Origin of the sequence: Hallerella succinigenes, assembly GCF_002797675.1 — a bacterium.
GTDB classification, from domain to species: domain Bacteria; phylum Fibrobacterota; class Fibrobacteria; order Fibrobacterales; family Fibrobacteraceae; genus Hallerella; species Hallerella succinigenes.
On sequence record NZ_PGEX01000001.1, the window covers coordinates 445,391 to 457,380 of the forward strand.

8 protein-coding genes are annotated in these 11,990 nt (G+C 49.7%); 5 read left to right on the top strand and 3 right to left on the bottom strand.

Annotated features, from left to right (window positions below):
* Positions 1-25 precede the first annotated feature (25 nt).
* Positions 26-2,644: a glycosyltransferase family protein gene (locus BGX16_RS01935; RefSeq protein WP_100424540.1), complete on the top strand. Its 2,619-nt coding sequence runs from the start codon at positions 26-28 to the stop codon at positions 2,642-2,644.
* An 85-nt stretch (positions 2,645-2,729) separates the two neighbouring features.
* Here the strand turns inward: BGX16_RS01935 and BGX16_RS01940 are convergent, their stop codons facing one another.
* Positions 2,730-6,536, bottom strand: a complete 3,807-nt coding sequence (locus BGX16_RS01940; protein WP_100424541.1) for a transglutaminase domain-containing protein — start codon at positions 6,534-6,536, stop codon at positions 2,730-2,732.
* 227 nt (positions 6,537-6,763) lie between these two features.
* Between BGX16_RS01940 and gap the strand changes: the two genes are divergently transcribed.
* Together gap and BGX16_RS01950 are read left to right on the top strand one after the other, a co-directional pair.
* Positions 6,764-7,768 (top strand): type I glyceraldehyde-3-phosphate dehydrogenase, encoded by a 1,005-nt coding sequence (gap, locus tag BGX16_RS01945; protein ID WP_100424542.1) that lies wholly within the window; start codon positions 6,764-6,766, stop codon positions 7,766-7,768.
* A 74-nt stretch (positions 7,769-7,842) separates the two neighbouring features.
* Positions 7,843-8,715, top strand: coding sequence for a DMT family transporter (locus BGX16_RS01950; protein ID WP_100424543.1), 873 nt, complete (start codon positions 7,843-7,845; stop codon positions 8,713-8,715).
* Here the strand turns inward: BGX16_RS01950 and BGX16_RS14440 are convergent.
* Positions 8,668-8,832 (bottom strand): hypothetical protein, encoded by a 165-nt coding sequence (locus BGX16_RS14440; RefSeq protein ID WP_157797817.1) that lies wholly within the window; start codon positions 8,830-8,832, stop codon positions 8,668-8,670. The genes BGX16_RS01950 and BGX16_RS14440 overlap by 48 nt on opposite strands.
* Before the next feature lie 374 nt (positions 8,833-9,206).
* Between BGX16_RS14440 and BGX16_RS01955 the strand changes: the two genes are divergently transcribed.
* Both BGX16_RS01955 and BGX16_RS01965 read left to right on the top strand, forming a co-directional pair.
* Positions 9,207-9,572: a hypothetical protein gene (locus BGX16_RS01955; RefSeq protein WP_100424544.1), complete on the top strand. Its 366-nt coding sequence runs from the start codon at positions 9,207-9,209 to the stop codon at positions 9,570-9,572.
* Positions 9,573-9,963: 391 nt separating this feature from the next.
* Positions 9,964-10,302: a hypothetical protein gene (locus BGX16_RS01965; protein WP_100424546.1), complete on the top strand. Its 339-nt coding sequence runs from the start codon at positions 9,964-9,966 to the stop codon at positions 10,300-10,302.
* A 272-nt stretch (positions 10,303-10,574) separates the two neighbouring features.
* On the opposite strand, the gene BGX16_RS01970 is transcribed toward BGX16_RS01965, so the two are convergent.
* Complete coding sequence (locus tag BGX16_RS01970) at positions 10,575-11,927, bottom strand: IS5 family transposase (protein WP_198514820.1); 1,353 nt, start codon at positions 11,925-11,927, stop codon at positions 10,575-10,577.
* Positions 11,928-11,990: the final 63 nt, after the last annotated feature.

An 11,990-nucleotide genomic window follows, 5' to 3' on the forward strand; every position in this document is an offset into this window, starting at 1 on the left:
CGGTGTTTTTTTTACCTTGCGAAATATGCAAAAAGATACACTGAAAAAATTCGGAGCCTATGCCGGTATCGGCATCGCCTTCTTCATTCTTCTTCTCTTTGTTTTCCGCGCATTCGTTTTTGATTCGAATACGCTGATGTTGAATTCCGACCAGTTAAACGGTATTGGCAGTAAAGTGGTCCGCGCCCAAAGCCTTGTGCTTTCGGAATGGGACGACAGCCGCCTCGGCGGCGTTCCGACAATCGACGCCTTGTTCGGCGACGCTTACCATCCGCTCGTGCTGGTGGAATTTTTGATGGACCCGGCCCGGGCCGTGGGCTTCAAGTTTATTCTCATCGTCTGGGTCGCCTTCCTTTCAGCGCTCGCCCTTGCAAAGTCTTTAACGGGGAGCCTTGCCTGGGGAACCCTGTTCGGATTTTTGTACGCCTTCTCGCCGCAGTACTTTAGCTACGTCTATGGCGGTCACGACGGTAAGATGATGGTCTTTGCCGTCGCGCCTCTCGCGATTCTCGCTATCCGCAAGATTATTCGAGAGGGCAGTATCGGCTACTTTGCGATCTTTGTGCTTTCCGTCGTCTGGATGATTCTCGGATCGCACTTACAGCTCACCTACCTGTTCCTCTGGGGTGCAGGCTTTTATGCGCTTTTTGAAATGTTCGCTCTTTCGGCCAGTTGGAAGACCCGTTCGCTGCGCCTGGGTGTAACCGCCGGAGCATTGGCTATTGCGCTTGGAATTTCCGCCTTCCAGATCATTCCGCCGTACCTTTACACGACCACGGAATCGGTCCGCGGCACGGGCGAAAAGACGAACTACGGCCACGCGAGTAGCTGGTCTATGCACCAGGAAGAACTCGCCGGCATGCTCATTCCGGGCTTTATCGGCGCAGACGTTTACGAACAGAAGCAAGGTGCTGCGGGCCTTGAGCTTTCGGGCAGCTCGCTCATCAGCATTCCCTACGCCGATATGCAAAAGGCGCACATCCAAAGTTCGCCGTTCTACTGGGGGCATAATCCGTTCAAGTTGAACCACGACAGCGCCGGTATCGTTCTCACGTTCCTCGCCTTCCTTGGACTTTTTGTGCGCAAAAGCCGCCGCGCGGCCGCTTTCTGGTTTGTCGGTGCGGCGGTCGCACTTTCCTATGCGATGGGGGTTCATTCCCCGCTCTTTAAGCTTTGGTTTACGATTATTCCAGGCATGAAGAGCTTCCGCGCTCCGAGCATGGCTATGTTCTGGCTCCCGCTGCTTATGACGATGATGGCAGCCCCAGTAGTGACTTCCCTCAAGAATGCAGCCAACCGCCGAGCTCTCAAGGCGGGCTTTGTGATGTTTATCATTCTTCTTGCAATCGTTTGCGCGTCCCGTTTTGCGTGGACTTCGGTGCTCGGCATTCCGGGATTCCTCATTTCGATCGTTTACGGCTTAGCCTTTATCGCCGTTTTGAACATTCTGGACCGCAATGTTCCATTTCAGGTTCAGGAATTTGCCAATGCGTTTAAGCTCAAATTCCAAGGTTCTTCCAAGCTTGAAATCGGTGCTATCTTTGCTCCTTTCCTGCTCACAGGATGCTTCTTTCTTTCGAACCAGAACCTTCTTTCGGACCCGGTGACTTCGGGCTACTTCAAGGCTTTGAACGAAACCGTGATGAACTTCACCGCCGCAACGATCATTCCGAGCTTTGTCCTCACGCTCATCGCGACTGTCACCGTCTTCTTCGTTTTGAGTTCCAAGCTCGAAGGTCTGAAAAAAGCGGCTATCGTCGGAGTGGTGGCTGCGATTGAACTTTACACGATCAACGGAGCCTTCATTCAGAATGTAGATTACAACGAATACGTGCAGCCAAAGAATCCGATCGTACAGAGCATCCACGCAGAACACCCGGATTCGCTGAACCGCCCACGCGTCCTTTCGCTGTCCCGCAGCGAGGCTTTGAGCGGTAACGCTTTCCCGCTTTACGGCATGCGAAACGCAGACGGTTTCCACGACAACGAACTCGCGAGCTACCGTCTTTTCCGTGGCGGTCAGGGCAACGAAAATTACATGTACAACATCAACCAGGTCGCGCAGGGTCAGGCGGAAAATGCTTTCCTCGATCTGATGAATATCGGGGATGTAATCTTCGATACCCGCGCCGGAACCCAATACATTCCGTTCAAAAATCACCATAGTGACGGACATCTTTACGGTCACTACGTCGTCATGAGCGATTCCCAGGCGGTCAAGGCTCTCCGCGAAGGCTTCGATTACAAGAATACGCTTATCCTTTCCGAAAAACCGTCCGAAAGCTTTACGCAGTCCGCTTCCGTGAACGGCAATGCGAAAATCACCGCCAAGCCGAAGATGGATGACATCACCTACCAGGTTTCTTCCGATAAGCCGGCATTCCTGCTTTCTTCGGGTAACTTCCACCGCTACTGGAAGGCGACCGTCAACGGAAAGCCGGCCAAGGTTTACAAGGCATTCGGAACGCTCCGCGCTGTCGCCGTGCCTCAAGGAACTTCGACGGTTCGCCTCGAATACAAGTCCGATGCCGTCCGCGGATCTTTAGCCCTCGGCTTTGTCGCCTGCATCGTCTTCGTCGGTTCGATTGCTGTCGCAGTCGTTTTGAAGAAGCGTTCGGCAAAGGCTGCAAAGGTTAGCGCATAAAAGCGGTTTCCAAGCTTTCAAAAAAGGCCCGCATCTGCGGGTCTTTTTGATGTCTTTAAGTTCTCGGAATGTCTCTGGGAGCTTTTTACTTTACCGTGATCTCCGGCGAAGTCGCATTCAAAAGATAGTTCCATTCTTCACGGATCCGTTCATATTCCGAGGGGTCTGCGTAAATGGCGTAAGTCATCCACTTGTAACCGTTCTTGACCTTTTCAAAGTTCACGTATTCCGTTTCACGGCCCAAGTTCGGCGCATCGGCGACCGTCACATTTCCACTGTCGGCGGTCACTTCCAAGACGCTTTCAAATTCCGTCTCGTGCGGCATGCGAATCGGCAAATGACGCGTGCGAACCTTCGGCAAATACATAATCGCACGTTCCCAAATATTCGGGAAGCGGCCCTTGCTGCCGTCAGAACTCTTACCGAAGTAATTCTTGGAAGAGAATGTAATCACAAGCTTCAAAGGCTTATCAAAATCCGTTACGTTTTCCGCACGAACGCGAGAAATAGAAACATCCGGAACGCCTTGTGCCAATAGGTCCGCAATCAAGCGTTCCGTTTCCTTCGCATCACGACCGTAAAGCTGATTGCGAAGCGTGCTTGCAAACTTGCCCGTCATGCTCAAGGAATCGCGGAATTCCGCAGTACCATCCGCAGCAATGTGCAAGCGGTGACCGAGGAACACCTGATGTTCCTTTGCGTCTTCAAGAACCGGCGTAATCGCCACATGGCTCGAATCGCCATCGATAACCAAGGCGACTTTTCCTTCCATATCAAGAGGGACCGGACGATCGTTACCGCCCTTATCGGACGGATCCACCCACATCTCCGGATAATTTTCACCTTTCGGAATATAGAGCATCATGTGGTTAAACTGCTGAATAGACGGAAGCGTTTCAAAACCCGGATCCGTTAAATGAATCGCGACGAGCTTACTTGGAACGCCGATCGCATTCAGCATTTCCTTCAAAAGAAGGCTCTGATCCTTGCAATCGCCCCGGCGTTCGCGGAGCGTCGTTTCCGCAACCTGCGGAATCAAGGAGTGTCCACCAAAGCGCACATCACGGTAGCGGATGTTTTCACGCACATAGCGCACTTCCGCAAGAACCGCTTCCTTGCCCAAGCGATTTCCCTTGACTTCAAAAGCCTTTTCACGCACCGGAATCGCATTCTTGAACTGATGGCGAATCAGGTTTTCATATTCACGTCCGACATCCTGCCACGTCCGCTTTCCGGTCAGCTGGAATCCTGCACCGTAGTCACGATACACAGGCATGTAAGGTTCACGACGGATCACGACAGGATCTTCAATCGACCACTCTTCGCCATCCGCTTCCGGCTTGCTCGAAAGCGGTCCATATTCTTCCGTCACAAAGCGAGACGTATCCGCATAGATTTTAAACGAATTCTTTTGCACAGGCACTTCTTCGGAAGCTTCAAAACTCACAAAAGGAATCACGCCGTAATTCGCAAGGCTCGTACGGGAAATTTGCACATACACAAAATCGCCCGGAGCAAGCTTTTCGAGCGGAAAATGCGCCGTCTGCATTTCATTATCAAGGCCCAGTTCTGTCGCATAGGTAATGTAGGCGCCCTTGAGCGACATTTTCGCCTTGAGCGTCATCGTCGAATCGTAGATTTCGAGCGCATTCACAAAAATGCGGTCATAGCCCGGCAAAAAGTCGAACGCCAGTTCCGAATAAAGGCCCACGCCGCGCATGTCGAGAATTTCCACAAGCTTTTGTTGCGTTCGCGTCCAAGCTTTGTCCTTGTCGGCACGCAGCGCTTCGCGGGAATAATGCACCACCGCCGGGAAGCCGTCCTTTTTCGCCTTGACCGCAAAATCCTTGTTCACCAAGGCTGCGAGCGCAATCGGTCGCATTTCCACCGGATCGATCTTCTTTTGGAGCGTCCGGTTATCCGCCTTGCCGAGGAACGCCTTTGTCGCCGAAAGGAAGCTCTTGATATCTTCATCATCCGGGTGCATCACAAGGGCATGCGACAAGGATTTTTCTGCCTGCACATAATTGCGGGAATAGAACTGTACCTTACCGCGCATTGTCCACACGCGATAATCCGAAGAGCCGAGCGGCAAAACTTCTTCGCTCACCGCAAGCGCTTCCGGATAACGACCGAGGAACACCAACGCATCCATCAAAGTAAGTCCCAAGTCCACCGTCATCCCGAACCGTTTTTTGGTCAAGTAAAGAACCTCCACCGCTTCCGCATAACGGTCCATACCCATATAAGTTTTCGCAAGATAAACGCCCAAACGCGAAGACGGCTGCTTGTCGTACAGGTTCTGCACCACCACCAAGGACTGCGTGCGCTGACCGAGCCCCCAAAGCGCATCTGAAAGATTGATTACATATTCCGGATGGTTCGGCGTATAACGCAAAGCCATTTCTGCATACTTGCGTGCTTCGCCAAAATCCATCATCTCTTCATACATTTCACCGAGGATCGAAAGCAGGCGCCCGCTCTTACGCACCAAATCCATTTCACTCAAGAAATGATTCACACCCGGTCCATAAAGTTCCTTCATCTGATAGATAAATCCGCAGTTGATCAAATACAGCGGTTCCGACGGATCCATCTTGTTCGCCTTTTCAAAGTACGAAAGCGCGACAAGCGGCTGATTTTCCGCAAGGCGCAAAAGGCCCACCTGGTTCACGACCGCCGCCTGGAAACGCAGAACCTTTTCATCGGTCACGGTCTTCGGCTTTTCGAGAAGGGTCACGCCGTCAATTGCCCGTTCCAAAACCTTCGCATACTTTTTATAAAGAATTCCCTGCGCCCAACCTGCGACCAAAATACCGCGACCGTTGTCCCAAAAATAACGCCCCGAATATTTAAAATCGTAACCGTCGATCACTCGGGTACAGGTAAAGTTCTGCGAGAACTGGTTTGCATTTCCACCGCGAACGCGCACCAGATCCAAATTCGGATCTTCTGGATCGAGACCCAAACGGATCAAAAGCACTTTGAACAAATCCTGCGCGCTGACTTCATTCGGGTCGATAATCGTTCCATATACAAAGAAAGCCGTTTCTTCTTTCATGTTCGCAAGGACAAGATCCGGGTCGCCGTTTTGCGCTGCGACGCTCGCCCAGTTATGCCACAGAGAATCTTCCACATGGAACTTGTAGCCAAGAGCCGAAGACTCATAATCCGTCACCACGTCCTTCGAAATTTCCTGTTCCTTCGAAGTTTTCTTGAGCTCTTCCGAAAGGGAAAAGCCCGCAAAGAATTCCCGCCATTCCTTTTTGAATTCCGCACGCGGCGAAACGGAATCCACTGTCGAAAGCGTTAAAAAGAAAACGTGATTTCCCGATGCCGCCACAAAGCCGTCTGCAGCAAGAGAAGCTTCTGCCGAAGATCCCGCCGTTTCAAAGAAAGCGCCGGTCATGCCGACTTCTTCCGCGGGCGATACCGCCGTATATTCCGCTTTGCGGTACGAAAGCCCACGGCCTTGCATTTCGGCACGGGCACGGTCCATCACATTCGGAGATTCCCCGGTCGAAAGGATAATCGTCTGAATTTCGGCGCGTCGTCCTGTCTGCGGATTAAAAAATTCGAGCGGAGCTGTTTCATCGCTCGGATCGCTCACCAGATCCCAATCGGCGCTCGGCGTCTTGAACAAAAAACCGTTCGTTTTAAATTCACGCATCTTAGCCGTCGACGAGACCTCCGGTTCAAATTCAGCACTTTGAATCGGATCGCCTTTCGAATAGCCTCGATTCGATGTTCCCGAAGACTGCTTCGACGGAGCAGAACCGTACTGCGGGTCCGTTTTCAGGGGAATATCGCTTCCAGCGCAAGAAACGAGTAGAAAAATCCCAAATAAGGAAGTACAAAGGCGACTGCAAGATTTAAAAAGAGTATGCTTCATCACACTAGAATATAGAATTTACGATTATACGGTCTCCTTTTTCTTCAAATGTATCTTCCCAAAAGTCAAGCACTTACCACCATCGGGAACCTAGGATACCGGTTGAGCACTCCTTTTTTCCAATTATCCTACACAAAAAAAAAGGAATTTTATATCTTTTGAACTAGAAACGCCCCACTGTAAAAAGTGGTTAGCAATTTCACAACAAAAAAAAGAAGGATCCAATAATGGCTCTCAAACTCGGTATTAATGGTTTCGGTCGCATCGGCCGTATGGTCTTCCGCGCTGCTGTGGAAAACTTCTCCAAGGACATTACTGTTGTCGGTATCAACGACCTCCTCGACGCTGACTACCTCGCATACATGCTGAAGTATGACTCCGTCCACGGTCAGTTCAACCACGACATCAAGGTCGAAGGCAACTTCCTCATCGTCGACGGCAACAAGATCCAGATCTTCGCTGAAAAGGATCCGTCCGCTATCACTTGGGGCGCTCTCGATGTAGACGTCGTTGTGGAATCCACTGGCTTCTTCCTCACTGAAGAACTCGCTTCTGCTCACCTCAAGGCTGGTGCCAAGAAGGTCATCATGTCTGCTCCGTCCAAGGATGCAACTCCGATGTTCGTCTATGGCGTGAACGACAAGACCTATGCTGGTCAGAAGATCATCTCCAACGCTTCCTGCACCACCAACTGCTTGGCTCCGATCTCCAAGGTTCTCGATGAAAAGTTCGGCATCGTCCGTGGCCTCATGACCACCGTTCACGCTGCAACTGCTACTCAGAAGACCGTTGACGGCCCGTCCAAGAAGGACTGGCGCGGTGGCCGTGGCATCCTCGAAAACATCATCCCGTCTTCTACGGGTGCTGCTAAGGCCGTGGGTAAGGTTCTCCCGCAGCTCAACGGCAAGCTCACCGGTATGTCTATGCGCGTGCCGACTTCTGACGTTTCCGTTGTTGACCTCACCGTTCAGCTCGCTAAGGAAACCACTTACGAAGAAATCTGCAAGGCTATGAAGGAAGCTTCTGAAGGCGAACTCAAGGGCATTCTCGGTTACACCGACGAAGCCGTTGTTTCTACCGACTTCCGCAACTGCCCGAAGACCTCCATCTTCGACGCCAAGGCTGGCATCCAGCTCGACCCGACCTTCGTGAAGGTTGTGTCCTGGTACGATAACGAATGGGGCTACAGCAACAAGGTTTGCGAAATGGCTCGCGTCATCGCTGCTAAGTAATTTTAGCCTAACAGCTTAAAATACTTCAAGGAGACCTCTGCAACAGCAGAGGCCTTCTTTTTATATTATCGGCCATGAACAATCAAAATCGCGGATTTCTATACGGCATTCTCGCTGCAATCTGCTACGGAACAAATCCGCTCGGAGCGTTGCACCTTTACTCCGCTGGATTCGACCCGGGTTCCGTTCTCTTTTACCGCTTCTTAGGCGCAACCATTTTAAGCGCCTTGTTTCTCCTGATCCTTCGCAAGGACTTTCGGCTTCCCAAAGAAAACATTCCTTATGTCTGCGCCTTGGGAATCCTGTTCGCCGTTTCCGCTTTGGCCCTGTTCAGCAGTTTTCTTTTTATGGATGCGGGAATCGCTTCGACTCTCCTTTTTGGCTACCCGATCATGGTCGCCATTTTCATGGTCCTCATTTTCCATGAGAAACTTCAAAAGAAAATGCTTCTTTCCATTTTCCTTGCCCTGTGCGGAGTCGGACTTTTAATGCGCACAAGCGACGGCGCGGCTTTAAGCCCCATCGGAACCCTATTCGTGTTTTTATCCTCTCTCGCTTATGCGATCTATATCATTGTCGCAGCCCACATGCCAAAGCCTGTCGGTGCGTTAAAAATGAACATGTATATTTTCGGCATCTGCGCGGTCTGCCTTGCGATCTTTAATTTGGCAATGCCTGCGCATGGCATTCGTCCGATCAAGACATTACCCGAATTCGGCTGGGCTTTGCAACTCGCCCTGATTCCATCTTTACTTTCCCTTGTATTCATGCAAAAATCGCTGAAAACAATCGGTTCCACACCGACAGCGATTCTTGGTGCGATTGAACCTGTAACGGCTGTCGCCATCGGCGTGGGAATCTTTGGAGAGACGCTTTCCATTCGCCTGATTTTCGGTATTTTATTGATTCTCTGCGCCGTGACGTTCCTCGCCGTCAAGAAGCATTAATTTCCAAACAGGTACTATTTTGATGCCGTCTTCTAAAGCATCATCAGTATCCCATGTGACATCCTTCGCCAAACGAATCGCTGCTAATTCACGATTTTTCGTTTCTTGCTTTTCCATATTCCAGGCGGCTTGATTCAAAGCTCCATGGCATTCACATACTCTTGCAGCAACTTATTGCGAATGCGGAAGTTTTCTCCCTGCACATCGGGACATGAGGCTCTTGACTGCCTGAACGAATAAGGACAACCAACCCACGTCCCAAAAAGGCCGACACACACAAACGGACAGCACAAGGGCAGCCTGCGGTAGCTGACAGGAGGTTATTGTCGCTTGCAAGACACCTCTAAACGCGGTAAGGAAAGTTTTCTTGACATCAATGGCAATGACGCAAGAAACTATATTAACGACAAAGGCAAAAAACAAAGAAGAACCAAAAGCCAATTCAATGAAGCCACGCACTTTAGAATTCTAAAAAGAAAGGAGATGTAGTTATGCAAAACGCAAACGAAATCTTGCGCTATATGTTGGTGCCATTAAACCAACAAGGGCTAGAAGTTGATATGGAGCAAATGGGAGACCCTTGTACAGGGAATTTCAAGGAATGGGCTCTTACCGAAGCTGAAACAAATTCAATTATCAACTCCCTGCTTTTTGACTACTGTGAAAAATTCGATGTATATATTGACATCAGCGAAGACCGTATTCTAAACAAAGAATTCATTGCAGAAGCGCTGAACACAGCAAAAGAATTTCAAAAACATTGTAAAAAAGAAGTTCAAAAATCCGCAGTTCAAAAGGTTGTTGAGGCTCTAGAATTCGCTAAGTCAAGAAATATGCCTGTGTGGTTCTGGTTTTAACATGTCGGACAACTATTGTTACCAAAAATTTTTCAACTTGACAGAGACAGACTCTATCGAATTAAAAAAGGTCCATTATAAGAAATCCTCTTTATTCCCATTAGTCAATTTCACTTATCGTCGTGAGTTGTTTGATGATTCAAATTCAAAACTAACGCGGTCTATAAAAGCATCTTGGTTGGATTCTCATATAGACACGGAGTCGGATTTTGATGTTTTGCTCGACCAAATAAGCGAAGTCGGAACAATCGTCATCATTAACGACAGGGAAAAATGCAACAATCCCATATACAAGGCTTACTCAAACGAGATGCTAAAAAGCTATATCAAAGCTTTTCAAGAAAAAGGCTATCAATGCCTTTGGGCCGAATAACGTGCAGGAGCTTGCACAATGATATCATTTACTTCTGTTGAAAATTTCTTCGAAGAATGCACCACTGGCATTGAATTTGTTTACGAAGGCAAATGGTATCTCATTGAATTTGACGACCCGTTTTCTGGCATCGGGAAAGTTCGAATCCATCTGCAAGATGAGGACGGTAGCGGTTATCTAGACGATAATCGTTGCGAAGAGTTCGACAATCTTGAAAATCTTGTGCATAAATACAAGATAGGCGACAGAACTCTTGCTGAAATAATTTGCGACGAAAATAATATACCTCGAACCGTTTTGCCGGTAAAACGCCCTATAGAAAAATGGCAGTCCGATTTGTTTGAAGGTAAAGAATAACCTTGTCAAAAGCCGGGCGTTGCGGGTGCGACGAATGAGCACCCGCTAGAAGGGGTAGCGGAAGACCCGGCTTGGGCGGGATAATGGAGATGCCGGAACAGAGTCCGGTATGACAATGAGGGCGGGGCCGGGACTGAAGCGAGGGGGAAGCCTCCCCCCCCCACCATACGCAAAAAGGGCCGCATCGCTGCGAGCCTTTTTTTTTCATGAATTATTTATTTTACAGAAAGAAAATTACATCTTCATCTTCTAGATAGTTGACCCTTAAAAAGTCACTTCGCGAGCGCAGGATAAGGAGGTTCGCCGTTTTTATTCACCCCTTCCCGGCAAAGGAAGCAACAGTATAGCCATTCCAACAGGACAAAAAAGCGCCTCATGGCCCTCTTGAAGTTGAACGCCGCTGCTGCAAGCTTTGCATTGAGCATGTCGCCAAAGATTCCCTTGTAGAAATTTCTACCCATACGGTGGTCGCTTTTCAGGTGGCCGTTGATAGGCTCGATGCCTGCCCTCTTGCAAAAAAGCTTGTGAGCCTTTTCCTTCTGGTAGTAAGTCGCGTTTTTCTTCGGGACGTCCGGTATCACGATCTTTGTCGTTCCGGATTCCTTTTGTCCGCGGTAGCCTCGGTCGCATGCGGCCTGGCTCGGCCTGAATCCAAGCATTTGTTCAACATGGTCAAGCGTATCGTCTATCGTATGTCCGTCATACTCGTCCCGGAACGAGACCGCGCCGACAATGATGCCGCTGTAGCTCCGGGCGATTGACACCTTGTTGCCGAACTCGTATTTCTTGTGTTCCTTGCCCTTGCCGATGCATTTTACTTCGGGTTCGTGAAGCGAATAGACCTTGTCCTTGTCGCATTTCTTCTGTGCCAGAACTTTTTTGAAAAGCTCGATTTTTTCTTTGTACGTGTTCAACAAGTTCTTGCTGGCGAGATTTCGCTCTAATTCACGGACGAGCCGTCCCGCGATTGTCTTCAGCCTGCGATCTGCCTTGTGAGCCTTCTTGCCGTTCTTCGGGTGATTGCGGAAACGCTGGTCACGATGGACCTTCTTCAAGGTTCTCTTGTAGGACTGTCTTTGCGGAAGATCATGCTCTTCCACGATCCTCTGTACCTGTTCTATTATCTTGTTCGCAAGTTTGGCGTCTGTAGGGAACGTGATGTTCTTTTCCTGCACGGTCGTGTCAAGAAAGACCGTGCCGCATCCTGTCGGTCCTTGTTTATCGTGGTCATCGTTGACGAGGATACTTTCCTTGAGGATCATGTCCATGCCCGCTTCGCCAATCATGTGCCGGAAGTGAACAAGTTCGCTCGGGTCGCAGGGTTGCTCCGTCGAGAAGAACCGTTCTCCGCAAAAATACTGGTAATAGGCGTTTTCCTGAAACTGCTCCACGACGGACTCGTCCGATACGTTGCGGATGTGCTTCAGGATGATGAGCCCGGTCATGAGACGGATCGGCTTGTTCGGCGCACCCATTTTGTCGTCAAACCGTTTCGAAAACTCGGTCTCGAACTTGTTCCAGTCAATCTTGTTCGCGAGAACGTAGAGGGAATGCTTGTGGTTCAACTGCTCCTCAAGGGAACAGAAAAGGCTTGTCTGTGCGTGGGATTTTGGCGGTCTGTACATAAAAAATTGCAAGGTTTTCAATCATATTTTAGAAAACCTTGCAATATTTTCACAGGGTAGAAA

Excerpts from the sequence above, each read along its gene's own strand:
- BGX16_RS01935 (WP_100424540.1), top strand. The coding sequence starts at position 26 with ATGCAAAAAGATACACTGAAAAAATTCGGAGCCTATGCCGGTATCGGC.
- BGX16_RS01940 (WP_100424541.1), bottom strand. The coding sequence starts at position 6,536 with ATGAAGCATACTCTTTTTAAATCTTGCAGTCGCCTTTGTACTTCCTTA.
- gap (WP_100424542.1), top strand. The coding sequence starts at position 6,764 with ATGGCTCTCAAACTCGGTATTAATGGTTTCGGTCGCATCGGCCGTATG.
- BGX16_RS01950 (WP_100424543.1), top strand. The coding sequence starts at position 7,843 with ATGAACAATCAAAATCGCGGATTTCTATACGGCATTCTCGCTGCAATC.
- BGX16_RS14440 (WP_157797817.1), bottom strand. The coding sequence starts at position 8,832 with ATGGAAAAGCAAGAAACGAAAAATCGTGAATTAGCAGCGATTCGTTTG.
- BGX16_RS01955 (WP_100424544.1), top strand. The coding sequence starts at position 9,207 with ATGCAAAACGCAAACGAAATCTTGCGCTATATGTTGGTGCCATTAAAC.
- BGX16_RS01965 (WP_100424546.1), top strand. The coding sequence starts at position 9,964 with ATGATATCATTTACTTCTGTTGAAAATTTCTTCGAAGAATGCACCACT.
- BGX16_RS01970 (WP_198514820.1), bottom strand. The coding sequence starts at position 11,927 with ATGTACAGACCGCCAAAATCCCACGCACAGACAAGCCTTTTCTGTTCC.